This window comes from Pseudomonas sp. B21-036, assembly GCF_024748925.1.
Taxonomy (GTDB): Bacteria; Pseudomonadota; Gammaproteobacteria; order Pseudomonadales; family Pseudomonadaceae; genus Aquipseudomonas; species Aquipseudomonas palmensis.
Window position 1 is genome coordinate 5,393,415 of sequence record NZ_CP087178.1, and the last position, 25,576, is coordinate 5,418,990.

Below are 25,576 nucleotides of genomic sequence, written 5' to 3' on the forward strand. Positions count from 1 at the left end.
GAAGGGCCGCGAAGCGGTCCCGGCTTCACAGGGTCTTGGAAGCCCCAGGATTGATCATCCGCGACAGCCCCAGGTTCTTCAGCGCCAGTTGCAGCGAGCTGTGGATAACCTGCGGGTTATCGATACCCATCGCCTGCTCCAGCAATTCCCTGGATTTGCTCATGCTGATCTGACGCAGCATCCATTTCACTTTCGGCAGGTTGGTGGCGTTCATCGACAGGCTGTCGAAGCCCATGGCCATCAGCAGCACCGCCGCAGCCGGGTCGCCAGCCATCTCGCCACAGATGCTCACCGGCTTGCCCTCGGCATGCGCCGCGGTCACCACGTGCTGCAAGGCCTGCAGCACCGCAGGGTGCAGGTAGTCATAGAGGTCGGCCACCCGCGGGTTGTTGCGGTCGACCGCCAGCAGGTACTGGGTCAGGTCGTTGGACCCCACCGACAGGAAGTCGACCATGCGCGCCAGCTCGCGGGTCTGGTAGACCGCCGCCGGAATCTCGATCATGACCCCCACCGGCGGCATCGGCACGTCGGTGCCTTCGTCGCGCACCTCGCCCCAGGCGCGGTGGATCAGGTGCAATGCCTCTTCCAGTTCGTGTATCCCGGAGATCATCGGCAGCAGGATGCGCAGGTTGTTCAGGCCTTCGCTGGCCTTGAGCATGGCGCGGGTCTGCACCAGGAAAATCTCCGGGTGGTCCAGCGTCACGCGGATACCGCGCCAACCCAGGAACGGGTTGTCCTCCTTGATCGGGAAGTACGACAGCGCCTTGTCACCCCCGATGTCCAGGCTGCGCATGGTCACCGGCAACGGGTGGAAGGCCGCCAGTTGCTCGCGATAGATCGCCAGCTGCTCCTTTTCGCTGGGGAAGCGCTGGTTGATCATGAACGGCACTTCGGTACGGTACAGCCCCACCCCTTCGGCGCCGCGCTGCTGCGCCCGCGCCACGTCGGCCAGCAGCCCGGTGTTGACCCACAGCGGCATGCGGTAGCCATCGAGCGTCTCGCACGGCAGTTCGCGCAGGGCGTCCAGGCCCTGGGCCAGCTGGCGCTCCTCCTCGACCACTTCGGTGTAGTGCTTGCGCAGCACTTCGCTGGGGTTGGTGTAGACGTCGCCCTTGTAGCCGTCGACGATCATCTGGATGCCGTCGACCTTCGAATATGGCAGATCGACCAGGCCCATCACCGTGGGGATGCCCATGGCACGCGCCAGGATCGCGACGTGGGAGTTGCCCGAGCCGAGTACCGACACCAGCCCCACCAGCTTGCCTTCGGGTACTTCGCCGAGCATGGCCGGGGTCAGCTCTTCGCTGATCAGGATGGTGTTGTCGGGGTACACCAGGGTCAGCTGGCGGGCTTCCTGCAGGTAGGCCAGCAGGCGCCGGCCCAGGTCTTTGACATCGGAGGCGCGCTCGCGCAGGTAGGCGTCGTCCATCAGCTCGAAGCGGTTGACGTGCTCGCCCACCACCTGGCGCAAGGCGCCCTGGGCCCACTGGCCGGTCTTGATGACCTCCACCACCTCGCCGCCCAGGGCGACGTCTTCGAGCATCATCAGGTACACGTCGAACAACGCACGCTCTTCGGGGCGCAGCTGGGTGGCGAGCTTGGCCGAGAGGTTGCGCATGTCGCTGCGCACGCCTTCGAGGGCGTTGTTGAACAGTTTGAGTTCGGCGTCGATGTCGGTGACGGTCTTGTCCGGCACCACGTCCAGGTCGGCCGGCGGCAGCATCACCACCGCCGTACCCACCGCCGCGCCCGGCGAGCCCGGCACGCCGACGAACTTGGCTTCCTGGATACCCTTGCCCTGGCGCCCCAGGCCGCGAATCGAGCCGGTGGCCTCGGCATGGGCGATAACCCCGGCCAACTGCGCACTCATGGTGACCAGAAAGGCTTCTTCGCCCTCGTCGAACTGGCGACGTTCCTTCTGCTGGATGACCAGCACGCCCACCACGCGGCGGTGGTGGATGATGGGTGCACCGAGGAAGGAGGCAAAGCGCTCTTCGCCGGTTTCGGCAAAGTAGCGATAACGCGGGTGATCGGCGGCGTTTTCCAGGTTCAGCGGTTCTTCGCGGGTACCCACCAGGCCCACCAGGCCTTCGTTGGGGGCCATGCTGACCTTGCCGATGGAGCGCTTGTTCAGGCCCTCGGTGGCCATCAGCACGAAGCGGTTGCTCTCCGGGTCGAGCAGGTAGACGGAACACACCTGGCTGCCCATGGCTTCTTTGACGCGTAACACAATGATCCCCAACGCCGTCTTGAGATCCTTGGCGGAGTTAACTTCCTGGACGATCTTGCGCAGCGTATTGAGCATGGCTCGGGGTCGAACTCCGTCGTCAGTCGCGCGCCAGCAGGCGCGGGGCAAGCTCTTTGAGAGCGCGGCGGTAAACCTCGCGCTTGAATGTCACCACCTGGCCCAACGGATACCAATAGCTGACCCAGCGCCACCCATCGAATTCCGGTTTACCGGTCAAATCCATCCGCACCCGCTGCTCGTTGGACACCAGGCGCAGGAGGAACCATTTCTGTTTCTGGCCGATGCACAGCGGTTGGCTGTGGGTACGCACCAGGCGTTGGGGTAAACGATAACGCAACCAGCCACGGGTGCAGGCAAGAATTTCAACATCCTGCCGCTCCAGGCCCACTTCTTCATTCAGCTCGCGGTACAGGGCGTCTTCCGGCGTTTCCTCGGGGTTGATCCCGCCTTGTGGAAACTGCCAGGCATCCTGGTTGATCCGTCGAGCCCATAGCACCTGCCCGAGATCATTGGTCAGAATGATCCCGACATTGGGGCGAAAACCATCGGGGTCGATCACGGCAGCAACCTCGCAAACGCATGTCGCCGCATTGTTCCACAAAGCTTGCAACGCCAGCAACGCGCCGCTCCACCTTATGTGCATAGCAGATAAAAGTCCGTATTCTGTGGGCCTTTTCAGATGTTATGCGAGTGACTTCGATGCGCCTGGCTTTATTCGATCTGGACAACACGCTTCTGGGTGGCGACAGCGACCACGCCTGGGGCGATTACCTGTGCGAACGCGGGATTCTCGACCCCATCGCCTACAAGAACCGCAACGATGCGTTCTACCAGGACTACCTGGCCGGCAAGCTGGACCAGGGCGCCTACCTTGAATTCACCCTGGAGATCCTGGCCAGGACCGAAATGGCGCAACTCGACGAATGGCACCGCGACTTCATGCGCGACTGCGTCGAGCCGATCATCCTGCCCCAGGCCCTGGCGCTGCTGCAAAAGCACCGTGACGCGGGCGACAAGCTGGTGATCATCACCGCCACCAACCGCTTCATCACCGGCCCGATTGCCCAGCGCCTGGGCGTGGAGACCCTGCTGGCCACCGAGTGCGAGATGGTCGACGGTCGCTACAGCGGGCGCAGCATCGACGTGCCGTGCTTCCGTGAAGGCAAGGTGACGCGCCTGAACCGCTGGCTCGAAGAGAATGGCTTGAACCTGGACGACAGCTACTTCTATAGCGACTCGATCAACGACCTGCCGCTGCTGGAGCAGGTGGCCAACCCGGTGGCGGTGAACCCGGACCCTACCCTGCGTGCCGAAGCCGAGAAACGCGGCTGGCCGGTGATCAGCCTGCGCGATTGAGGTGTGACCATTCGCCGGCAACGCCGGCTCCTACAGCGCAACCGGTGTAGGAGCCGGCGTTGCCGGCGAAGGCATCAGACGGGTTTTGCACCCATCAGCCCGGCAATCGCGATGAAGCACACGGCGCAGAACACCGCCAGGCCCAGCGTCACCTTCGGGTTGCCTGCGCCCGGCGCCGTGCGCAGCCGGTTAAGGCGCACACTCAGCCAGAACCAGCAGCACGCCCCCACCGTATAGATCAGGCTGGAGCCCAGCACCCAGGTCTGCCCCAATGGCCAGCCGATCAGGTGCACCAGCCACCAGCCACTGAACGGCATGCTCACCAGGCATACGCCCATCAGCAACCATACGAACAGCAAAGGCCGCTGCAACAGGCGCGTGTGCGCAGTCACGTCACCCTTGCGTCGTGCCAGCCAGACCCACAGCGCCAGGCCCAGGGCACTGCCCAGCAGCACGACCGTGGCCAGTACGTGGGCGACTTTCAGGCTTGTCAGCAATTCCATGTCTTCTTATTCCTCAGGCGTTGCCCAACAGCGTAGCCGTTCAGCCCAGAAACAGCCGGTACGCCGGGTTGTCGGTTTCATCCCAGTACGGGTAGCCGATCTTGGCCAGTGCCGCCGGCACCAGGTGGCGCTCATCATCCGGCACCTGCAGCCCGGCCACCACGCGACCATCGGCCGCGCCATGGTTGCGGTAGTGGAACATCGAGATGTTCCAGCGCCCACCCAGCTTGTTGAGGAAGTTGAACAGCGCCCCCGGCCGCTCCGGGAACTCGAAGCGCAGCACCAGCTCGTCGCTGACCCGCGCCGCGTGCCCGCCCACCATGTGGCGGATGTGCAGCTTGGCCAGCTCGTTGTCGGTCAGGTCCAGCACCGGAAAACCCTGCGCGGTCAGGCTGTGCAGCAGGGCACTGCGCGGGTCGGTGTCGGGATGGGTCTGCACCCCGACAAAGATGTGCGCCTCGCCGTCGGCGTGGTAGCGGTAGTTGAATTCGGTGATCTGGCGCTTGCCGATGGCCTCGCAGAACGCCTTGAAGCTGCCCGGCTGTTCGGGGATGGTCACTGCGATGATCGCCTCGCGGCCCTCGCCCAGTTCGGCGCGCTCGGCCACATGGCGCAGGCGGTCGAAGTTCACGTTGGCACCGGAGTCGATGGCCACCAGGGTCTGCCCGGTCACACCTCGCAGCTCAACGTATTTCTTGATGCCGGCAACGCCCAGCGCGCCGGCAGGTTCGGTGATCGAGCGGGTATCGTCGTAGATGTCCTTGATGGCCGCGCAGATCTCGTCGGTGCTGACGGTGATCACCTCGTCCACATGATCCTTGCAGATGTCGAAGGTGTGCTGGCCGATCTGCGCCACCGCCACGCCATCGGCGAACAGGCCCACCTGCGGCAGCACCACGCGCTCGCCGGCGGCCATGGCGGCCTGCAGGCAGTTGGAGTCGTCCGGCTCGACACCGATCACCTTGATCTCGGGGCGCAGGTATTTGACGTAGGCGGCAATGCCGGCGATCAGGCCGCCGCCGCCCACCGGCACGAAGATCGCGTCCAGCGGCCCGGGGTGCTGGCGCAGGATCTCCATGGCCACGGTGCCCTGCCCGGCAATGGTGTGCGGGTCGTCATAGGGGTGGATATAGACGAAGCCCTTTTCGTCCACCAGCTTGAGCGAGTAGGCCAGCGCCTCGGGGAACGAATCGCCATGCAGCACCACCTTGGCGCCCCGCGAGCGCACGCCTTCGACCTTGATCTCGGGGGTGGTCTTGGGCATCACGATGGTGGCCTTGATCCCCAGTTCACGGGCGGCCAGCGCCAGGCCCTGGGCATGGTTGCCGGCCGAGGCGGTGACCACGCCCCGCGCCAGTTCCTCGGCGCTCAACTGCGCCAGCTTGTTGTAGGCGCCGCGGATCTTGAACGAGAACACCGGCTGCAGGTCTTCGCGCTTGAGCAGCACGTGGTTGCCCAGGCGCTTGCTGAGCTGGCCGGCCGGTTGCAGCGGGGTTTCGACGGCGACGTCATAGACGCGCGAGGTGAGGATCTTCTTGACGTACTGTTCGAGCATCGGGAACGCATCACTGGGCAGCTGGGCGGGGCCTCGGAGTCTACCGCAGCGCCCGGTCGGGCGACCACAGCCAGTCTGTGGTTTTAGCCGCTATACTACGCGCCCTCACGATACCCCTGCCCGCTCCGGAGCCCGCATGACCCAGGACCAACTCAAACAGGCTGTCGCCCAGGCCGCTGTCGATTTCATTCTGCCCAAGCTCGATGACAAGAGCATCGTCGGCGTCGGCACCGGTTCGACCGCCAACTGCTTCATCGACGCCCTGGCGCTGCACAAGGGTGCGTTCGATGGTGCGGTCGCCAGCTCCGAGGCCACGGCTGCACGCCTGAAGGGCCACGGCATTCCGGTGTACGAGCTGAACACGGTCAGCGACCTGGAGTTCTATGTGGACGGTGCCGACGAGAGCGACGAGCGCCTGAACCTGATCAAGGGCGGTGGCGCAGCCCTGACCCGCGAGAAGATCGTCGCGGCCGTGGCCAAGACCTTCATCTGCATTGCCGACGCGAGCAAGCTGGTGCCGGTACTGGGCGCCTTCCCGCTGCCGGTCGAGGTGATCCCGATGGCGCGCAGCCATGTGGCACGTCAGCTGGTGAAACTGGGCGGCGACCCGGTGTACCGCGAAGGCGTGGTGACCGACAACGGCAACATCATCCTGGACGTGTTCAACCTGCAGATCACCAACCCGGTGGAGCTGGAAACCCAGATCAACGCGATCGTGGGCGTGGTGACCAACGGCCTGTTCGCGGCGCGCCCGGCGGACCTGCTGCTGCTGGGGACCGCGGACGGCGTGAAGACCCTGACCAGGTAAGCTTGCGGGGCGGCCTCATCGCGGGCCAAGCCCGCTCCCACAGGTTCGGTGTGATCTTGTGGGAGCGGGCTTGACCTGCGATACAGCCTACTCGGTCTTCCTGAATACGTAGAACAGGTTCGGCTCGCTCACCACATACAGCGTCCCGGCATCGTCCAGCGCAATCCCCTCGGCCTGCGGCACGCTCGCCTTCAACCCGGCAGACCCCTTGCGCAGCGACAGGCTGCTGATCGGCTTGCCCTTCACGTCCAGCTCCAGCACCAGTTGCGATTCGTCCGACAGGGCCAGCAGATGCCCGCTGCGCTCGTCGAACTGCAAGCTCGACAGGTCTCTCACGAACAACCGCGAATCACGCTTGCGGTCCTGCACCACGTGCACCGCATAGGGCTGCTCCGGATTGTCATGGGGAAACCCGTGCACCTCGTAGATCAGCATCGGGTCGCGCTCCTTGGCCACGAACAGGCGCTTGCCGCCCGAGTCGTAGGCCAGCCCCTCGAAACCCTTGTTGCCGTTCAGGCCGATGCCCAGGGTAAGCTGCTCGGCATCCTTGGCATCCAGGAACGCGGTATCGGGCGCCACATGCACCCGGATCAGGCGCTGCTCGCGCTCGTCCGTGATCACGAAACTGCCCGGCCCCACATACTCCACCGCCTCGGGGTCGCCGAAACCGGTCAGGGGGATGCGCCGCACGATGCGCCCCTCCAGCGACAGCTCGATCAGCTCGGGGTTCTTGTTGGTGACCGTGTACAGGCTGTTGCGGTCCGGGTCGAAGGTCAGCGCCGAAATATCCGCCTGCAGCCCCTCGACCGGACGTGCCTCGACCACCACCTGGTAGCGGCTCAGCCCCATGCCCTGCTCGGCCGGCTGCCACCAGGCCTTGAGGTCGAACCAGGCACGCTCGAACACGCGGTGCTGCTGCCCCGCCACGCCCAGGGCGGCAAGGGCCAGCAGACTGAAAACAAGAAAGACCAGGGGCAGGTAACGACGCATTCGGGAAGACTCGGCAGGGTTCGGGCGTCATCTAACCATAGCCAACTGAATCGAAGCTTAATGCCACTATGCGGGAGTCACTGCTTGCGAAAGCGGTAGAACAGGTTCGGCTCACTGACGATGTACAGGGTGCCCTGGTCGTCCATGGCCACGCCCTCGGCGCGAGGGATGCGCTTTTTCAGGCCGTTGAAACCGCCGAGCAGGGTCATGAAGCTGACCTGCTCGCCCCGCTCGTCCAGCTCCAGCAGCATGTTCGAGTCGGCCGACAGCACCAGCATGTGCCCGGTACGCGGGTCGACCCCCAGCGCCGAGAGGTTGCGCAGGTCCAGCTCGTCACTGGGCAGCGGCTGCTTGTCGCCGGTCAGCGGCGAACGGCCGTCGGTGCGCCAGGTGAACAGCTGTGGTGGACGCTCCTCGCCCAGCACGAGGCGCTGGTTGCGCGGGTCCCAGGCAATCGCCTCGAAGGCCTTGTTCTGATTGGCCGAAGGGCCCAGGTCGTATTGCGTGAAATCCTTGATGTTCAGTGCCTGGGTGCTGTCGTCCAGGCTGACGATGGTCATGGTGTGATCACGCTCGTCGACAATGGCCAACCGCCCGTCCGCCAGCACCGCAACCCCCTCGGGGTTGCTCCAGCCGTGAAGTGGCAGCTTGCGCAACACATCGCCGTCCAGGGTCAGCTCGACCAGGAACGGGTTCTTGCCCATGACGGCGAACAGGGTCTTGCGCTGGGGGTCGTAGGCCAGGTCGGAGGCCTCGTCGTCCTCCATGCCCGGCAGCACCTTGGCGTCGATATCGACCGTATAGCCCGGCAGCCAGATACTGGCCTGCTGTTCGCTCACCGACTCGAAACGCTCCTGCAGCCACAGCAGGCCACGGTCGTCCCAGTGCATGGCGATAGCCACGCCATAGCCGATCACCGCAGCCGTCACCAGCCAGGTAGACCAGCGCAACAGGAGACGACGCTTGCGCACAGGAGGGAGCGAACCGCTGGAAGGATAAGGTGTGGCCATCAGGTATTCCCGTTGTTTTTTTAGCCTGGCACGCAACACGCAGGCACGTTCACAAGGTTGATTCGCGGGGATTATCCGGATCATTTGTGAAAAAAACGGCAACGCCCGATCAAAGGCCGGGGAAAAGGTGGCAGTCGGCTATCGACTGCCACCCGGGGCAGGTCAGCGAACGCTGCCCTCGAAACGGCTCACACCGGGCAGTTCCAGCACCAGCTCATCGCCAGCGCTCAGCGGCCCGACGCCGGCCGGCGTACCGGTAAGAATCACGTCACCCGCCTGCAGCGCGAACTGCGAGGCCATGTGCTGGATCATCGGCACGATCGGGTTGAGCATCAGCGCGCTGTTGCCGTCCTGGCGCACCTCGCCGTTGATGCTCAGGCGAATGCCGATATCGGCCAGGTCCTCGAATGTGCTGCCAACCACGAAGGGCGTCAGCACGCAGGCGCCGTCGAAGCACTTGGCGCGCTCCCAGGGCAGGCCCTTTTCCTTGAGCTGGGCCTGCAGGTCACGCAGGGTCAGGTCCAGTGCCGGGGCGAAGCCGGAGATGGCGTCGAGCACTTCTTCTTCGGTAGGCGCCGGCGACAGCGACTTGCCCAGCAGCACCGCGATTTCCGCCTCGTAGTGCACCGAGCCACGCTCGGCCGGGATCTTGAACCCGCCTTCCAGCGATACCACGCAACTGCCCGGCTTGATGAACAGCAGCGGCTCGGTCGGAATCGGGTTGTCCAGCTCTTTGGCGTGCTCGGCGTAGTTGCGACCGATGCACACCACCTTGCCCACCGGCAGATGAGTACGCGTGCCGTCTACATACTGGTGCTGATAGTTCATTGCCGACTCCTGGAACGATGTTATTGGCGCTGCGGGGTTCACTCGACGGCGAAGATCTTGCCCGGGTTCATGATCCCGTTGGGGTCGAACACCGCCTTCACTGCCTTCATGTACTCGATCTCGACCGGCGAACGGCTGTAGGTCAGGTAGTCACGCTTGGTCATGCCCACGCCGTGTTCGGCCGAAATCGAGCCGTTGTACTTCTCTACCGTCTCGAACACCTGCTTGTTGACCACCGCGCAACGGGAGAAGAACTCGTCCTTGCTCATGTCGTCGGGCTTGAGGATGTTCAGGTGCAGGTTGCCGTCGCCGATGTGGCCGTACCACACCACCTCGAAGTTGGGGTAGCGTTCGGCGACGATCGCGTCGATATCCTTGAGGAACGCCGGCACCTTCGACACGGTTACCGAAATGTCGTTCTTGTACGGGGTCCAGTGCGAGATGGTCTCGGAGATGTACTCGCGCAGCTTCCACAGGTTCTGCAGTTGCTGCTGGCTCTGGCTCATCACGCCGTCCAGTACCCAGCCCTGCTCGACGCAGTGCTCGAAGGTGGCCAGGGCTTCGTTGGCCACTTCCTCGGTGCTGGCTTCGAATTCCAGCAGCGCGTAGAACGGGCAATCGGTCTCGAACGGCGCAGGCACGTCACCGCGGCCCAGCACCTTGGCCAGGGCCTTGTCGGAAAGAAATTCGAAGGCGGTCAGGTCGAGCTTGCCACGGAAGGCGTGCAGCACCGGCATGATGGAGTCGAAATCAGGCGTGCCCAGCACCATCGCGGTGAGGTTGTTGGGTGCCCGGTCCAGGCGCATGGTGGCCTCGACCACGAAGCCCAGGGTACCTTCGGCGCCGATGAACAGCTGGCGCAGGTCGTAGCCGGTGGCGTTCTTGATCAGGTCCTTGTTCAGCTCGAGCAGGTCGCCCTTGCCGGTCACGACCTTGAGGCCAGCTACCCAGTTGCGGGTCATGCCGTAGCGAATCACCTTGATACCGCCGGCATTGGTGCCGATATTGCCGCCAATCTGGCTGGAACCTGCCGACGCGAAGTCGACCGGGTAGTACAGGCCCTTGTCCTCGGCAAAATTCTGCAGCTGCTCGGTGATCACGCCAGGCTGGCACACCACGCTGCGGTCGAATTCGTTGAAGTCGAGAATCTGGTTCATGTAGTCGAACGCCACCACCACTTCGCCATTGGCGGCTACTGCGGCAGCCGACAGGCCGGTGCGCCCGCCCGACGGCACCAGGGCGACCTGGCGCTGGTTGGCCCAGCGCACGATGGCCTGAACCTGTTCGGTGCTCTTGGGGAACACGATGGCCAGAGGGGCTGGAGCAAAATGCTTGGTCCAGTCCTTGCCGTACGCATCAAGTGAAGCAGCGTCGGTCAGGACCTTTCCAGGCTCAACCAGGGTCATCAGCTCATCCAACAGCGCACGATCGGTCATCTACAGAACTCTCGAACAATTCATGGTCACCCTGAGCACGTTTCACGTGCCAGGGATGGGCGTAAACAGGGGTGCCTATGCTAGCATACGCACCCCCGCAGATCGTGCCGAAAGCCGATGCTGCGAGCGCTTCTTTCCCTGCCATTTTTCTCCGGGACACAGGTTTACGCAGATGAGCAAGACTTCTCTCGATAAGAGCAAGATCAAGTTCCTTCTCCTCGAAGGCGTCCACCAATCCGCCGTGGACGTCCTCAAGGCCGCCGGGTACAGCAACATCGAATACCTCACCGGCTCCCTGCCGGACGCGCAACTGAAGGAAAAGATCGCCGATGCCCACTTCATCGGCATTCGCTCTCGCACCCAGCTGACCGAAGAGGTCTTCGACTGCGCCAAGAAACTGGTCGCTGTCGGCTGTTTCTGCATCGGCACCAACCAGGTCGACCTGGACGCCGCTCGCGAGCGCGGCATCGCCGTGTTCAACGCGCCTTACTCCAACACCCGTTCGGTTGCCGAGCTGGTACTGGCCGAAGCGATCCTGCTGCTGCGCGGCATCCCCGAGAAGAACGCTTCCTGCCACCGTGGCGGCTGGATCAAGAGCGCGGCCAACTCCTTCGAGATCCGTGGCAAGAAGCTGGGCATCGTCGGCTACGGCTCGATCGGCACCCAGCTGTCGGTACTGGCCGAAAGCCTGGGCATGCAGGTGTTCTTCTTCGACCCGCTGACCAAGCTGCCGCTGGGCAACGCGACCCAGGTCGCCAGCCTGCACGAGCTGCTGGGCCTGGCCGACATCGTCTCGCTGCACGTTCCTGAGCTGCCATCCACCCAGTGGATGATCGGCGAGAAGGAAATCCGCGCGATGAAAAAGGGCGCGATCCTGATCAACGCCGCCCGTGGCACCGTGGTCGAGCTGGACCACCTGGCCGCCGCGATCAAGGACAAGCACCTGATCGGCGCCGCCATCGACGTGTTCCCGGTAGAGCCGCGCTCCAACGACGAGCAGTTCGAAAGCCCGCTGCGTGGCCTGGACAACGTGATCCTGACCCCGCACATCGGTGGTTCCACCGCCGAGGCCCAGGCCAACATCGGCCTGGAAGTGGCCGAGAAGCTGGTCAAGTACAGCGACAACGGTACCTCCGTGTCGTCGGTCAACTTCCCTGAAGTGGCCCTGCCGGCGCACCCGGGCAAGCACCGCCTGCTGCACATCCACCAGAACATTCCGGGCGTGCTCAGCGAGATCAACAAGGTGTTCGCGGAAAACTCGATCAACATCTCCGGTCAGTTCCTGCAGACCAACGAGAAGGTCGGCTACGTGGTGATCGACGTCGATGCCGAGTACTCGGACCTGGCGCAAGAGAAGCTGCAGCACATCAACGGCACCATCCGTTCGCGCGTGCTGTTCTAAACGCTTCGCCGGCAACGCCGATCCAAATGAAAAAGGCGACCCTCGGGTCGCCTTTTTTCATGCACGCGATTTACTTCACGGTCACGGTGATCTTCTTCGATTCCACGCTTGGCTTGAACGGCACGTGGAACTTGTCGCCCAGCACCAGTTGCAGGGTGTGCTTGCCAGGGGTCAGGGTCAGCTGGGTTTCGGTCTGCGCCTTGCCAAAGTGCAGTACCTGCGGGCCGGCGGGCAGCGGCTGGCCGTTTTCCGGCATCAGGCTGGTGGGCAGCCGGCGCCTTGTCGACGTCCACCAGCAGGTGATGATGGCCGCTATGCGGGGTGGCGTCGCCGGCCGGCTTGAGTTCCATGCCTTCGATGCCAAACTTGACGGTGAAGGTCTTGTCGACGGTGGCGCCATCGGCCGGGGAAACGATGAATACCTTGGCATCCTTGGGTGGTGCCTGGCTCACCAGGCCTTCGGCGGCGGCCAGCGCGGACACGCCCATCAACAAACCAGCGACGGCAGCACGCGAAAATAGGCTTTTCATTCACTTCTCCTGTGATTTACTTCGGTAACCCTTACCCCTGAATACCAGGGCAACGGTTCATTACGATAGATCAATTGCGCCAAGGCAAGCTTTAAAAAACGCCACGGAAAAATCTTCCCTGGCATCTAACATCCTCGGCCAAGTGCGGTCCTAGACACTGTTCGACCGCGACACACACAAAAAGTCGCGGCGACCGGACTCACTGCCAAAGACCAGGAAAGGGGCTTAGATGCGTTTGACTATTGGGGTACTGCTCACGGCCCTGCTGACCCCGTTGGCCCATGCCGAGCTGATCGACGAGGTCAACGATCGAAATGAACTGCGTATCGCGATCAGCGCCGATTCCTCGACCAATATCCGCAAGCAAGGCCAGTGGACCGGCTTCGAGATCGGGTTGGGCCAGGCGCTGGCCAAGGAGCTGGATGTAGGGGTGGAGTTCGTGCCCGTCGACCATGACGAGTTGCTGGACGGTGTGGAAAGCGGCCGTTACGACATCGCCCTGGACCAGATCACCGCCAGCCCCGAGCTCAAGCAGCGCCTGGGTGTCAGCGAACCCTATACCGACGGCGACGACGACAAACGCTATGTGATGCCCTTCCAGAAGGACAACCCGGCCTTCGAGAAAGCCTTGAACGCCGCCCTGCAGCGCATCAAGGACAACGGGCGCATGACCGAGCTGGCGCAGCAGGCGGCGCGGCCCGCTGTCGAGCCCCAGGCCCAGACCCACACCGAAGCGGCGGATGCTGCCGTGGACACCGACGCACCTTAGGCGTCGAGGGCCTCCAGGGCCTGCACGGCCGCGTCCAGCTCCAGTTCGCTGAACACCTGCACCCCGGCACGGCGCAACAGCGCCGTGGTCACACCCTCACCTTCCACCCTGGTGCCGCTGAACGTACCGTCATAGGTCAGCCGGTTGCCACAGGACGGGCTGCCCGACTTGAGCACGGCCACCCTTATGGCGTGGCGCTGCACCAGTGCCAGCGCCAGGTGCGCGCCCTGCACGAACGGCGCGGTCACGTCCTCGCCGGCTACCGTCACCACCCGGGCCTGGCCCTCCAGCACCGCACTGCCCTGCCCACCGGGAATTTCCGCAGGTGGCCGCGGGGTCGGCAGACCGCCGGCGACCTCGGGGCACAACGGCACCACGCGACCCTCCCGCTGCCAGCCCTGGAGCACATCCGGATGCCCGCTGGCGCGACCGTCATAGCGCACCGGCTGCCCCAACAGGCAGGCGCTGACCAGAACCTTGTGCATGCTAAAAGGGCTCGTTGCCGCGCCGACGGAACCAGCCGGTGAGCGACAACCGCTCGCGGTTGGCCGGCAGCACTTCGTGGGGGATCTCGCCGGAGAGGAACACCACCAGGCAACCGCCGGTCGGCTGCACATCGTGTTCCACATTGTCCTTGAGGGTCATGCGCAACTGCCCGCCATGTTCGGGCAGCCAGTCTTCGTTGAGGTAGATCACCGCCGAGACCATGCGCCGGTCGTCGTCGCGAAAGCGGTCCAGGTGCTTGCGGTAGAAGCCGCCGGGCGGGTACAGGGCGAAGTGGCACTCGAAGTCTTCCAGGCCCAGGAACAGGCCGCGGTTCATCGCTTCGCGCAGGCCGTCCATCAACCCCAGGTACTGGTCGCAGGCGTCCGAGTCACCGGGTTCGAGCCACTGGATATGGTCGTTGCGAATACCTTCGCGTACTTCCTGCGCGGGCCCTCGCCCAACCCCCGCAGGGGCCAGTTCGCCTTCGGCGGCGCGGCGGCGGCACTCGGCCGCCAGTGCCCGCGTCAGCGGGGCCGGCAGGAACAGGTCGTGCTGCGACCAGCCACGGGTGGCCAGGTCGTCGACGATGCGCGACAGCAAGGGGTGATCAAGGGATATCTGCATGCCGCGCATAGTATCGAGCCGCCAGCAAAACCGACAGCGCCACTTGGCCGAGAGTGTGCATTGGCGTCTCGACAAAGCCCCGCCGGGCCACGGACAATAGCGGCCTGCCGACAGGAGTCCTGAATGCGCCGTTTGTTTTTTCTGCTGTTGATGATCTGCACCACGCCTGTCCTGGCAGATACCCACGACCAACTGTACAAGGTTGCCGGGTGGCCGGAGCAGCGCGCCCACTTCACCGATGCCCTCGATGCCGCCCAGCAGCGCTATCGCAGCAGCCTGCCGCCTGCAGTCTTCCAGGCCCTGGTGAACAACAGCAACCAGCGTTTCGAACCCACCGCCGTCGACCGCCGCGCCGAAGCCCAGTTGCGCGCCAACCTCAGCGACCCCAAGCCTGCGCTGGCGTTTTTTCAATCCCCCCTGGGGCGCAAGATCGTGGCGGCCGAGCTGCTGGCCACCCGCCGTGACCAGTTGGCCAAGAATGCCAAGGGCCTGCCCAAGATCGAGGCCAGCGACAGCCGCCTGCTGATCATCGGCCACCTGGCCCAGGCCCTGCCGGCCCGCGAGGCCGGTGCCGAGGTCAGCCTGGCGATTGCCGGGGTAGCGGCCGACAGCCTGAGCCAGATGATCCCCGGCCTGCTCGGTGGCAGCCAGGCCCAGGGCCTGCTCGACGGGCAGCGCCAGCGCCTGATGCAGCAGATCGAGGCCGACCTGAACAACACCCTGCTGTATGTGTATCGCGGGCTGTCGGATGCCGAACTCGATGCCTTTGCAAGCTTTGCCGAATCGCCCGAAGGCAAGGCGTACTATGCCGCCGCCCTGGCCGCAATCCGGGCTGGCCTGGCGGTCGGTCAGAGCACCTCCGACCTGCAGTGATCAGCCCAGGCGCTGGCCGATGAAGGCAAAGTAGTCTCGGCGTATTGCCGGCAGCTCGTTGACCAGGTGGTGGCGGGCTTCGGGCATCAGCAGAATCTGCGGTTCGGCGAACTTGGCCTTGAGCACCTCAAGGTTGTACGGCCAGTCCACAGTCATGTCGGCCTGCCCCTGCACGATCAGCGGCTGGCGCGGGCTGCATGGCGCCACCTCGATACGCTTGACCCACGCCATCAGCGCCCCGACCCAGGCAGTGGGCAGGCGCCGCGGCTGCAGCGGGTCGGCCTGCAGGAACGGCAAAAAGGTAGGGTCGTTGCTGTTCTCGCTGAAGCGCCGCTCGATGCCGGTGACGAAGTGGCGCAGCACCTGATAGCTGAATTTCGACCAGCGCCACGCACGCGGGCGTACCAGCGGCGCCAGCAGGATCACCTGGCCCTGGGCCGGGCTGTGCGCGCCGTGATGCAGCAGGTGGTCGACCAGGATGGCGCCGCCGGTGCTCTGCCCACACAGGTGCCAGGGTTGCGGCAGGTTCAGCGCCTGGCCCTGCTCGAACAGCGCCTGCAGCACGTCCTGATACACCGCAAAGTCATCGATGCTGGCGCGCTCGCCACTGGACAGCCCATGACCCGGCAGGTCGCAGGCGATGACCGCGAACTGCCGGGCCAGGGCCCATTCGATGGCGTGGCGGTAGAGGCCCATGTGGTCGTAGAAACCGTGCAGCAATACCAGCGTCGCCACAGGCGCGGCGGGCAGCCAGACCTGGGCGACCAGCTCGAAGCCTGCGGTGTCGAAACGCCCCAGCCAGCTGTCGACGCCGGGAATGTCCAGGCTGTAGAAATGCCGGTACGCCTGCGCCTGGGTCGACAACGGCTGACGCGCGGCCAGCGGTTGCAGGCTGGCACGCAGGGAGTCGGGCTGGAATGACGCGGGCATGGAAGTTACCAACAACGGGGCAAAGGATTGACCTGTGATATTCATCTGTTGCGAACGGCGTGGCAAGCTGGGGGACTTTTTTGTTGCCTGTGCCGCCCCCTCGCCCGTAGGCGCCGGCCTTGCCGGCGAAAAGATACACCCCTTTCCAGAATTGGTACCCCCGATGCCCCGCCACCTGCTCACCGGACTCACCCTGCTCCTCTGCGCCGCCGGCCTGTGGTGGGCCTACGACAGCTTCCAGGGCCGCTACCTGCGCCCCTTCGACAACCACACCGCACTGTTCGCCGGCGACACTCTGCGCCTGCCAGAAGACATCGCCGGCCCCGGCCCCGTCCGCCTGGTGCACTTCTGGGACCCGGCCTGCCCCTGCAACGTCGGCAACCAGCAGCACCTGGCCGAGCTGACCGAGCACTTCGCCGCCCAGGGCGTGGAGTTCTACGTGGTGCAAAAGCCCGGTACCCACGGCCAACTGCCCGCCACCCTCGGCGCGCTCAAGCCACTGGCCGATCTGCCCGGCGCCGAGCACCTGCCGGCAAGCCCTGCGGTTGCGATCTGGGACCGCAACGGCCAGCTCGCCTACTTCGGCCCCTACAGCGAGGGTGCCACGTGCAATTCGAGCAACAGCTTCATCGAGCCCATTCTGCTGGCCCTCACCCAGGGCCGCAGCGTGAACGCCACCCACACCCTGGCGGTGGGCTGCTATTGCCCCTGGGCCGGCTAGCGTACCCGTGCCGGGTTGCCCATCGCTGTCGCCCCCGCCGGCACATCGCGGGTCACCACTGCGCCCGCGCCGATGATCGCATCATCACCAATGCTCACCCCTGGCAGAATCAGCGCACCGGCACCGATCCACACGTTGCTGCCGATGTTCACCGGGCGCCCGCTCTCCAGCCCCGAACGGCGGATGGCCGGATCGCGCGGATGGTCGGCGGTGAGGATCTGCACACCGGGGCCGATCTGGCAGTCATCGCCGATGTGCACCTGCACCACGTCGAGGATCACGCAGTTGAAGTTGACGAACACGTTGGCGCCCAGCGTGATGTTGTAGCCGTAGTCGCAATGAAACGGCGGCCGGATCACCGCGCCTGCCCCCACCTTGGCGAAGTGCTCGACCAGCAGGGCATGACGCTGCTCGTTGAGCAGTTCGGGGGAATGGTTGTAGCGGTACATCCAGTGCTTGTTGGCGATCTGCTCGGCCTGCAGCTCGGGACAGCCGGCATGATAGAGCTGGCCGGCGAGCATTTTCTGCTTTTCACTGAGGTTCATCGGACCGTGGCTTCCTGGGATGGGTTAAGTTGCAGGGTCTATCCTGTGCCGAACATCTGACCGGCCAGGGCAAGGAACGATCCTCGCACAAGGAGCCCCGATGAAACGCAGCCTTACCCTTCTTGCGGTGCTCATCGCCGCCGTCGCCGGCGGTGGCTACTGGTATGCCCACAGCAAGTTGCCGCAACGCACCGGCGAAGTCACCGTGGCCGGCCTGCAGGCGCCGGTAAGCGTGCGCTACGACCAGCGCGGCGTACCGCACATCCGGGCGCAGAACGAAACCGACCTGTACCGCGCACTGGGCTACGTGCACGCCCAGGACCGCCTGTTCCAGATGGAAATCACCCGGCGCCTGGCCAATGGCGAACTGGCCGAGGTACTGGGCCCCAAGCTGGTGGAGACCGACACCCTGTTCCGCAGCCTGCGCATTGCCGAGCAGGCGCGCAGCATGGTCGCCCGCCAGGACAGGCAATCCCCGGCCTGGCTGGCCCTGCAAGCCTACCTGGAGGGCGTGAACGCCTGGCAGGACTCGCACCCCAGGCCCGTGGAGTTCGATGTGCTGGGCATCACACCGCGCCCGTTCACCGCCGAGGACACCCTGAGCATCGCAGGGTTCATGGCCTACAGCTTCGCCGCCGCGTTTCGTACCGAGCCGCTGCTGACCTACGTGCGCGATCACCTGGGCAAGTACTACCTCAGCGACTTCGACCTGGGTTGGGACCCCGAAGGCGCGGTGCAGACCCCGCCACACCTGGCCGCCGCCGACTGGCGCAGCCTGGGCCGCATCGCCCAGGTCAGCCACCAGGCGCTGGGCGATGCGGGCCTGCCGCAATTCGAGGGCAGCAACGCCTGGGCCGTCAGCGGCAGGCTCACCGCCAGTGGCAAGCCGCTGCTGGCGGGCGACCCGCATATTCGCTTCTCGGTGCCGTCGGTGTGGTACGAGGCCGAACTGTCGGCGCCGGGCTTTCACCTGTACGGCTACCACCAGGCGCTGAACCCGTTCGCCTCGCTGGGACACAACCGCGAGTTCGGCTGGAGCCTGACCATGTTCCAGAACGACGACCTCGACCTGATCGCCGAGCAGGTCAACCCGGACAATCCCGAACAGGTGAAGATCCACGGCCAGTGGCACGACCTCACCTCCACCCAGCAGCAGGTCCGGATCAAGGGGGAAGACCCGCTCACCCTCACCCTGCGCCGCTCGCCGCACGGGCCGATCATCAACCCCGCCGTCAGTGGGCATGAAAACGGCACGCCGATCGCGATGTGGTGGGCATTCCTGGAAACCGAGAACCCGATCCTGGAAGCCTTCTACGACATCAACCGCGCCAACACCCTGGACAGGATGCGTGCGGCCGCCGCCAAGATCCACGCCCCCGGCCTCAACCTGGTATGGGCCAACGCACAGGGCGATATCGGCTGGTGGGCGGCAGCGCAGTTGCCGATCCGTCCGGATGGGGTGAACCCGGCGTTCATTCTCGACGGCAGCACGGCCCAGGCCGACAAGCTCGGCTTCTACCCGTTCAGCGCCAACCCGCAGCAGGAGAACCCCGCCGCGGGCTACATCGTCTCGGCCAACTTCCAGCCGGTGTCGCCCACCGGCATGGTCATCCCCGGCTACTACAACCCGCCGGACCGCGGCCGCCAGCTCAACAACAACCTGGCCTCGCCCGGCGTGAAGTGGGACCTGCACAACAGCCAGGCGTTGCAGCTGGACACGGCCACCGCCTATGGCCCGCACCTGCTCACACCGCTGCTGTCGGTACTGCGCCAGGTGGTCACCGACGTACACGAGCGCGAGCTGGTCGAGCAACTGGCCGCGTGGCGCGGCGACTACCCGGTGGAATCGACCAGCGCCACGCTGTTCAACCAGCTGCTGTACGAATTCGCCCGCGCCGCCACCCATGACGAGCTCGGTGACGAATGGTTCGAGACGCTGCTGTCGACGCGCATGGTGGATACCTTGCTGCCGCGCCTGGCCGCAGACGTGGATTCGCAGTGGTGGGCGCGCAAGGGCAGCAACGCGCACAGTGACCGCGAAACGGTGGTCAAGCTGGCCTGGGACAACACCCTGGCGCATCTGCGCACCACCCTGGGCAAGGACCCGGCGAACTGGCAGTGGGGCAAGGCGCACACGTTGACCCACGGGCACCCGCTGGGTGCGCAGAAGCCGCTGAACCTGCTGTTCAACGTGGGGCCATTCGCGGCGCCGGGCGCGCATGAGGTACCGAACAACCTGTCATCCAGAATCGGCCCGGCACCGTGGCCGGTGACCTACGGGCCATCGACGCGGCGCGTGATCGATTTCGCCGATGCGGGGACGGCGCTGAGCATCAACCCGCTCGGGCAGAGCGGCGTGGTGTTCGACAGGCACTATGCCGATCAGGCGCAGGACTATATCGACGGCAGGTATCAGCGGGCGCTGATGGGGTTGGCGGGGGAGACCGAGGGGACGTTGCGGCTGGTGCCCTAGGGCTGCTGTGCAGCCCATCGCGGGTCACGCCCGCTCCCACAGGGGTCTGCGGTGTTCGCAAAACCTGTGGGAGCGGGCGTGACCCGCGATGGCTTTTTCAGATCAGGCCGAGACCTGCGCCGCAGTGGCGCGGCGCACGTCCGGCTGCTTCCACGAATCCGCGGCGCTTTCTTCGATGGCTTGCTGGATCGCGCGCTTGCGGCGCTCTTCGGCACGGCGGCTGAAGTACCAGACCATGAAGGTCACCAGCGACACGCTGAGCAGGATCAGGCTGGCCACCGCGTTGATCTCAGGCTTCACGCCCAGGCGCACCGCCGAGAACACTTCCATCGGCAAGGTGGTCGAACCCGGCCCGGACACGAAGCTGGCCAGCACCAGGTCGTCCAGCGACAGTGCGAACGACATCATGCCGCCCGCCGCCAGCGACGGCGCGATCATCGGGATGGTGATCAGAAAGAACACCTTCCACGGCCGCGCGCCCAGGTCCATGGCCGCCTCTTCGATGGACAGGTCCAGCTCGCGCAGGCGGGCCGACACCACCACCGCCACATAGGCGGCGCAGAACGTGGTGTGAGCGATCCAGATGGTGACAATGCCGCGCTCCTGCGGCCAGCCGATCATCTGCGCCATGGCCACGAACAGCAGCAACAGCGACAGACCGGTGATCACCTCAGGCATCACCAGCGGTGCGGTGACCAGGCCACCGAACAGCGTGCGCCCCTTGAAGCGGGTCACGCGGGTCAGTACGAACGCCGCCAGGGTACCCAGCGCCACCGCGGCCACCGCGGTGTAGCAGGCAATCTCCAGCGAGCGCATCACCGAGCCCATCAGTTGGGTGTTGTCGAGCAGGCCCACGTACCACTTCACCGACCAGCCCCCCCACACCGTCACCAGCTTGGAGGCGTTGAACGAGTAGATCACCAGGATCAGCATGGGCAGGTAGATGAACAGCAGGCCTACCACCAACATCAGTTTGGAGAAACTGAAACGCTTCATGCCCTGCCCTCCATCTCTTTGGCCTGGCTGCGGTTGAACAGCAGGATGGGCACGATCAGGATTGCCAGCATCACCACCGCCAGGGCGGAAGCCACCGGCCAGTCACGGTTGTTGAAGAATTCCTGCCACAGCACCTTGCCGATCATCAGGGTTTCCGGGCCGCCCAGCAGCTCGGGGATCACGAACTCGCCCACCACCGGGATGAACACCAGCATGCAGCCGGCCACGATGCCGTTCTTGGACAGCGGCACGGTGATTTTCCAGAAGCTGTTGAAGGTGCTCGAACCCAGGTCGGACGCCGCTTCCAGCAGGCTCTGGTCGTGTTTGACCAGATTGGCGTAGAGCGGCAGGATCATGAACGGCAGGTACGAATAGACCACGCCGATATACACCGCCAGGTTGGTGTTGAGGATCTGCAGCGGCTGATCGATCAGCCCCAGCCACATCAGGAAGGCATTGAGCAGCCCGTTGTTGCTGAGGATGCCCATCCACGCATACACGCGGATCAGGATCGCCGTCCAGGTCGGCATCATGATCAGCAGCAGCAACACGGTCTGCATTTCCTTGCGCGCGTTGGCGATGGCATAGGCCATCGGGTAGCCGATCGCCAGGCACAGGATCGTGCTGATCAGGGCCATCTTCAACGAGCCCAGGTAGGCCGCGATGTACAGCTCGTCCTCGGTCAACAGGCCATAGTTGGCCAGGTTGAGTACCAGCTGCACCTTGTCTTCGAGGTAGGTGAAGATCTCGGTGTACGGCGGGATCGCCACGTCGGCTTCGGCAAAGCTGATCTTCAGCACGATGAAGAACGGCAGCATGAAGAACAGGAACAGCCACAGGAACGGCACCCCGATCACCAGGTGACGCCCTTCGGGTATCAATCGCTGAAACGCTCGCTTGAGCTTGCGCGCTGTCATGACCGCAGGACCACGCCGCTGTCGTCTTCCCACCACACGTAGACCTGGTCATCCCAGGTCGGCCGGGTGCCCTGGCGCTCGGCGTTGGCGACGAACGACTGCACGATCTTGCCGCCTGGCAGCTCCACGTAGAACACCGAATGGCCACCCAGGTAGGCGATGTCGTGCACCTTGCCATGGGACCAGTTGAACTCGAAGCTCGGCTGCTCGGTGGTCACCAGCAGTTTTTCCGGACGCAGCGCATAGGTGATGCGCTTGTCTTCGACCGAGGTGGTCACACCGTGGCCCACGTAGATCTTGCGCTCGAGCTCGGGGCTGGCGATCAGCGCGTGGCCCTCGGCGTCCTCGACCACTTCGCCTTCGAACAGGTTGACGTTGCCGATGAACTCGCACACCAGGCGGCTGGTGGGGGTTTCGTAGATATCGATGGGGCTGCCGATCTGGGCAATCCAGCCCAGGTGCATGATCGCGATGCGCTGGGCCATGGTCATGGCCTCTTCCTGGTCGTGGGTCACCATCACGCAGGTCACGCCCACGCGCTCGATGATCTCCACCAGCTCCAGCTGCATCTGCGAACGCAGTTTCTTGTCCAGCGCGCCCATCGGCTCATCGAGCAGCAGCAGCTTGGGCCGCTTGGCCAGCGAACGGGCCAGGGCCACACGCTGGCGCTGGCCACCGGAGAGCTGGTGCGGCTTGCGCTTGGCGTACTGGGTCATGTGCACCAGCTTGAGCATCTCGGCCACCCGCGCCTCGATCTCGTCCTTGCTCATGCGGTCCTGCTTGAGGCCGAAGGCGATGTTGTCGGCCACGCTCATGTGCGGGAACAGCGCGTAGGACTGGAACATCATGTTGATCGGCCGCTCGTAGGGCGGCATATCGGTGATGTCCACGCCATCGAGGAAGATCCGCCCTTCGGTCGGGCGCTCGAACCCTGCCAGCATGCGCAGCAAGGTGGACTTGCCCGAGCCGGAGCCACCGAGCAGCGCGAAGATCTCGCCCTTCTTGATCTCCAGGGACACATCGTCCACCGCTACGGTTTCGTCGAACTTCTTTGTAACCCGGTCGATCTTGACCAGCACCTGTTTAGGTTGCTGATCGCCTTCTAGGGCTTTCTTATAGGCACCGGAGGCAACTGCCATGTGTGAAACTCCCAACAAGATTTTGGTGCCCGCCCCTGCCGTGACGGGCCCTGGATAGTTACTTGCCCGACTTGATCTTGGTCCAGCTTCGGGTCATCAAACGTTGCACTTTGGGGGGTAACTCTGAGTTGACGTACAGCTTGTCCAGCACCTCTTGCGGTGGGTAAACCGCTGCGTCGGTTCGCACGCTCTGGTCCATGAGTTCGCCAGCCTTGGGGTTCGGGTTGGCGTAACCGACGTAATCGCTGACCTGGGCGATGACCTCAGGCTTGAGCAGATAGTTGATGAAGGCGTGGGCCTCTTTGACGTTCTTGGCGTCCTTGGGAATCGCCAGCATGTCGAACCAGAGGTTGCCGCCTTCCTTGGGGATCGCGTAGGCGATTTCCACGCCCTTGCCCGCCTCTTCGGCGCGGGACTTGGCCTGGAACACGTCGCCGGAGAAGCCGGCGGCCACGCAGATGTCGCCGTTGGCCAGGTCCGAGATGTACTTGGACGAGTGGAAGTAGGTCACGTAGGGCCGTATGGCCAGCAGCTTCTTCTCGGCGTCGGCGTAGTCCTTTGGGTTGGTGCTGTTGGGGTCGCGGCCCATGTAGTTGAGCACCGCCGGCAGCATCTCGTCGGCCGAGTCGAGGAACGCCACGCCGCACTTGGAGAGCTTCTTGATGTTTTCCGGCTCGAACAGCACGGCCCATGAATCGATGGTGTCGGTTCCCAGCGCGGCCTTGACCTTCTCGACGTTGTAGCCGATGCCATTGGTGCCCCACAGGTAGGGGACCGCGTACTGGTTGCCCGGGTCGTTCTTCTCCAGGCGCTTCATCAGGGCCGGGTCGAGATTGGAATAGTTGGGCAGCAGCGTCTTGTCGAGCTTCTGGAACGCGCCCGCCTTGATCTGCTTGCCGAGGAAATGGTTGGACGGCACCACCACGTCATAGCCGGTGCGACCGGCCAGCAGCTTGCCTTCCAGGGTTTCGTTGGAATCGAAGACGTCCTGCACCGGCTTGATGCCGGTCTCCTTTTCGAAGTCCGCAAGGGTGGTCTGGCCGATGTAGTCCGACCAGTTGTAGATATGCACCGTGGGCGCCGCCTGGACACTGATCGCCAGCGTCAGGCTCGCTGTGGCCAGGACGGCCTTGCGAAAATGTGAAGTAGACAAGTGGGAGGTCCTCTACAAAAGTGCCCGAGTCGTTTGGCAGATACGCCTGCGGTACCGGCAAACCGGCGCGCAACTTACCTTCGATACACCCATCGAGCAAAAAGAATTTGCCCTCGAGCCCCGTTCAGGCACTGTTTTTCAGTGCCTGACGGGAAAAACCGGATTTATTTGCCCGATTTGATCTTGGTCCAGCTGCGGGTGATCAGGCGCAGGGTGCCTGCATCCAGGTCGCTGATCGCGTACAGGTGCTTCTTCACTTCATCCGACGGGTAGATGCTCGGGTCGCCGGAGATGTCCTTGTCCACCAGAGCGGTGGCTGCCTTGTTGCCGTTCGGGAAGCGCACGGCGTTGGTGATCTCGGCCATGACTTCCGGCTGCATCAGGAAGTCCATGAACTTGTAGGCTGCTTCGACATTGGTGGCGTCCTTGGGAATCGCGACCATGTCATAGAAGGTGCCGGCGCCTTCTTTCGGAATGCTGTAGGCCAGCTTGACCTTGTCGCCCGCTTCGTGGGCACGGGCCTTGGACTGCTCCAGGTCACCCGAGTAACCCACGGCCACGCAGATGTTGCCGTTGGCCAGGTCCGAGATGTACTTGGAGGAATGGAAGTACGCCACCGATGGGCGAATGCTCAGGAACAGGTCTTCGGCGGCCTTCAGGTCTGCCTTGTCCTTGCTGTTGGTCGGCTTGCCCAGGTAATGCAGGGCCGCCGGGATCATTTCGGTCGGTGCGTCGAGGAAACTCACGCCGCAGCTCTTGAGCTTGGCGATGTTTTCCGGCTTGAACACCACGTCCCACGAGTCGATCTTGTCGACGCCCAGCGCGGCCTTGACCTTCTCGGGGTTGTAGCCGATGCCGATGCTGCCCCACATGTACGGGAAGGCATGCTTGTTGCCCTGGTCACTGGCATCGCCCACGGCCTTGAGCAGGTCTTCGTCGAGGTTCTTCCAGTTCGGCAGCTTGGACTTGTCCAGCTCCTGGTACACACCGGCCTTGATCTGCTTGGCCAGGAAGTTGTTGGACGGTACCACCACGTCGTAGCCCGACTTGCCGGCCAGCAGCTTGGCTTCCAGGGTTTCGTTGCTGTCGAACACGTCGTAGACCACCTTGATGCCCGACTGCTTCTCGAACTTGGCGATGGTGTCCGGCGCAATGTAGTCGGACCAGTTGTAGACGTGCAGCACCTTGTCGTCCGCCTGAACAGCACCGGCCATCAACCCCGCGAGGGTAGCGGCCAACAGCGTCTTGCCCATTTTCTTCATGCGTAATGCTCCAGAATTTTTT

At 64.1% G+C, this 25,576-nt stretch carries 24 protein-coding genes and 1 pseudogene; 7 read left to right on the plus strand and 18 right to left on the minus strand.

The features are described 5' to 3' along the window. Positions 1–25: 25 nt before the first annotated feature. Together ptsP and LOY33_RS24585 are read right to left on the minus strand one after the other, a co-directional pair. Positions 26–2,305, minus strand: a complete 2,280-nt coding sequence (gene ptsP, locus LOY33_RS24580; protein WP_043863450.1) for a phosphoenolpyruvate--protein phosphotransferase — start codon at positions 2,303–2,305, stop codon at positions 26–28. A gap of 22 nt (positions 2,306–2,327) precedes the next feature. Continuing rightward, on the minus strand, positions 2,328–2,807 hold the full coding sequence (locus tag LOY33_RS24585) for an RNA pyrophosphohydrolase (protein WP_043863449.1): 480 nt from the start codon (positions 2,805–2,807) through the stop codon (positions 2,328–2,330). A 140-nt stretch (positions 2,808–2,947) separates the two neighbouring features. Here LOY33_RS24585 and LOY33_RS24590 point away from each other — a divergent pair, with 140 nt between their 5' ends. Continuing rightward, positions 2,948–3,604, plus strand: a complete 657-nt coding sequence (locus LOY33_RS24590; protein ID WP_043863448.1) for an HAD family phosphatase — start codon at positions 2,948–2,950, stop codon at positions 3,602–3,604. Between the two features lie 74 nt (positions 3,605–3,678). On the opposite strand, the gene LOY33_RS24595 is transcribed toward LOY33_RS24590, so the two are convergent. Continuing rightward, positions 3,679–4,107, minus strand: a complete 429-nt coding sequence (locus LOY33_RS24595; RefSeq protein WP_258660387.1) for a DUF2269 domain-containing protein — start codon at positions 4,105–4,107, stop codon at positions 3,679–3,681. Between the two features lie 40 nt (positions 4,108–4,147). Next, positions 4,148–5,662: a threonine ammonia-lyase, biosynthetic gene (ilvA, locus tag LOY33_RS24600; protein WP_054915520.1), complete on the minus strand. Its 1,515-nt coding sequence runs from the start codon at positions 5,660–5,662 to the stop codon at positions 4,148–4,150. Between the two features lie 136 nt (positions 5,663–5,798). Between ilvA and rpiA the strand changes: the two genes are divergently transcribed. Next, positions 5,799–6,470 carry a ribose-5-phosphate isomerase RpiA gene (gene rpiA, locus LOY33_RS24605; RefSeq protein WP_043863445.1) on the plus strand — a complete coding sequence of 224 codons (672 nt, stop codon included), beginning with the start codon at positions 5,799–5,801 and terminating at the stop codon, positions 6,468–6,470. Positions 6,471–6,557: 87 nt separating this feature from the next. On the opposite strand, the gene LOY33_RS24610 is transcribed toward rpiA, so the two are convergent. The 4 genes from LOY33_RS24610 to LOY33_RS24625 all read right to left on the minus strand — a co-directional run bounded on the left by LOY33_RS24610 (position 6,558) and on the right by LOY33_RS24625 (position 10,734). Then, a complete protein-coding gene (locus tag LOY33_RS24610; RefSeq protein WP_043863444.1) occupies positions 6,558–7,460 on the minus strand; it encodes an SdiA-regulated domain-containing protein in 903 nt (300 codons plus the stop codon). 77 nt (positions 7,461–7,537) lie between these two features. Further along, positions 7,538–8,470, minus strand: a complete 933-nt coding sequence (locus LOY33_RS24615; RefSeq protein ID WP_100634265.1) for an SdiA-regulated domain-containing protein — start codon at positions 8,468–8,470, stop codon at positions 7,538–7,540. A gap of 162 nt (positions 8,471–8,632) precedes the next feature. Beyond that, positions 8,633–9,298, minus strand: coding sequence for a fumarylacetoacetate hydrolase family protein (locus LOY33_RS24620; protein WP_043863442.1), 666 nt, complete (start codon positions 9,296–9,298; stop codon positions 8,633–8,635). 38 nt (positions 9,299–9,336) lie between these two features. Beyond that, positions 9,337–10,734 carry an FAD-binding oxidoreductase gene (locus LOY33_RS24625; RefSeq protein WP_258660389.1) on the minus strand — a complete coding sequence of 466 codons (1,398 nt, stop codon included), beginning with the start codon at positions 10,732–10,734 and terminating at the stop codon, positions 9,337–9,339. Between the two features lie 172 nt (positions 10,735–10,906). Between LOY33_RS24625 and serA the strand changes: the two genes are divergently transcribed. Further along, on the plus strand, positions 10,907–12,136 hold the full coding sequence (gene serA, locus LOY33_RS24630; RefSeq protein ID WP_043863440.1) for a phosphoglycerate dehydrogenase: 1,230 nt from the start codon (positions 10,907–10,909) through the stop codon (positions 12,134–12,136). A gap of 70 nt (positions 12,137–12,206) precedes the next feature. Here the strand turns inward: serA and LOY33_RS24635 are convergent. Beyond that, positions 12,207–12,666: pseudogene (locus LOY33_RS24635) on the minus strand (DUF4399 domain-containing protein). Positions 12,667–12,895: 229 nt separating this feature from the next. Between LOY33_RS24635 and LOY33_RS24640 the strand changes: the two are divergent. After that, entirely contained in the window at positions 12,896–13,435 is a 540-nt protein-coding gene (locus tag LOY33_RS24640; RefSeq protein ID WP_043863438.1) for a transporter substrate-binding domain-containing protein, read from the plus strand. On the opposite strand, the gene LOY33_RS24645 is transcribed toward LOY33_RS24640, so the two are convergent. Next, on the minus strand, positions 13,432–13,920 hold the full coding sequence (locus LOY33_RS24645) for a DUF523 domain-containing protein (RefSeq protein ID WP_253086248.1): 489 nt from the start codon (positions 13,918–13,920) through the stop codon (positions 13,432–13,434). The two genes, LOY33_RS24640 and LOY33_RS24645, sit on opposite strands and share 4 nt — an antisense overlap. Position 13,921: 1 nt before the next feature. Then, positions 13,922–14,554 (minus strand): 2OG-Fe(II) oxygenase, encoded by a 633-nt coding sequence (locus LOY33_RS24650; RefSeq protein WP_043863436.1) that lies wholly within the window; start codon positions 14,552–14,554, stop codon positions 13,922–13,924. 114 nt (positions 14,555–14,668) lie between these two features. On the opposite strand from LOY33_RS24650, the gene LOY33_RS24655 reads away from it, so the two are divergent. Then, positions 14,669–15,418, plus strand: a complete 750-nt coding sequence (locus tag LOY33_RS24655; RefSeq protein WP_043863435.1) for a DUF2059 domain-containing protein — start codon at positions 14,669–14,671, stop codon at positions 15,416–15,418. Here the strand turns inward: LOY33_RS24655 and LOY33_RS24660 are convergent, their stop codons facing one another. Then, positions 15,419–16,348, minus strand: coding sequence for an alpha/beta hydrolase (locus LOY33_RS24660; RefSeq protein ID WP_058541761.1), 930 nt, complete (start codon positions 16,346–16,348; stop codon positions 15,419–15,421). It abuts the gene before it with no gap. 163 nt (positions 16,349–16,511) lie between these two features. Here LOY33_RS24660 and LOY33_RS24665 point away from each other — a divergent pair, with 163 nt between their 5' ends. Then, positions 16,512–17,069, plus strand: a complete 558-nt coding sequence (locus tag LOY33_RS24665) for a DUF6436 domain-containing protein (protein ID WP_043863433.1) — start codon at positions 16,512–16,514, stop codon at positions 17,067–17,069. Here the strand turns inward: LOY33_RS24665 and LOY33_RS24670 are convergent. Beyond that, positions 17,066–17,614 carry a sugar O-acetyltransferase gene (locus tag LOY33_RS24670; RefSeq protein ID WP_043863432.1) on the minus strand — a complete coding sequence of 183 codons (549 nt, stop codon included), beginning with the start codon at positions 17,612–17,614 and terminating at the stop codon, positions 17,066–17,068. The genes LOY33_RS24665 and LOY33_RS24670 overlap by 4 nt on opposite strands. Positions 17,615–17,714: 100 nt before the next feature. On the opposite strand from LOY33_RS24670, the gene LOY33_RS24675 reads away from it, so the two are divergent. Further along, entirely contained in the window at positions 17,715–20,087 is a 2,373-nt protein-coding gene (locus LOY33_RS24675) for a penicillin acylase family protein (protein ID WP_258660397.1), read from the plus strand. A 102-nt stretch (positions 20,088–20,189) separates the two neighbouring features. Here LOY33_RS24675 and LOY33_RS24680 read toward each other — a convergent pair whose 3' ends face one another. The 5 genes from LOY33_RS24680 to LOY33_RS24700 form a co-directional block, all read right to left on the minus strand. Further along, a complete protein-coding gene (locus LOY33_RS24680; protein ID WP_043863430.1) occupies positions 20,190–21,083 on the minus strand; it encodes an ABC transporter permease subunit in 894 nt (297 codons plus the stop codon). Then, positions 21,080–21,961: an ABC transporter permease subunit gene (locus LOY33_RS24685; RefSeq protein WP_173925095.1), complete on the minus strand. Its 882-nt coding sequence runs from the start codon at positions 21,959–21,961 to the stop codon at positions 21,080–21,082. Before LOY33_RS24685 ends, LOY33_RS24680 begins: the two co-directional genes overlap by 4 nt. A 35-nt stretch (positions 21,962–21,996) precedes the next feature. Then, positions 21,997–23,139, minus strand: a complete 1,143-nt coding sequence (locus LOY33_RS24690) for an ABC transporter ATP-binding protein (protein WP_043863428.1) — start codon at positions 23,137–23,139, stop codon at positions 21,997–21,999. A gap of 58 nt (positions 23,140–23,197) precedes the next feature. Next, the gene (locus LOY33_RS24695; RefSeq protein WP_043863427.1) at positions 23,198–24,292 is read right to left on the minus strand and encodes a polyamine ABC transporter substrate-binding protein; all 1,095 of its coding nucleotides are present in this window, start codon (positions 24,290–24,292) and stop codon (positions 23,198–23,200) included. Between the two features lie 164 nt (positions 24,293–24,456). Beyond that, entirely contained in the window at positions 24,457–25,554 is a 1,098-nt protein-coding gene (locus tag LOY33_RS24700) for a polyamine ABC transporter substrate-binding protein (RefSeq protein WP_043863426.1), read from the minus strand. Between the last annotated feature and the right edge of the window lie 22 nt (positions 25,555–25,576).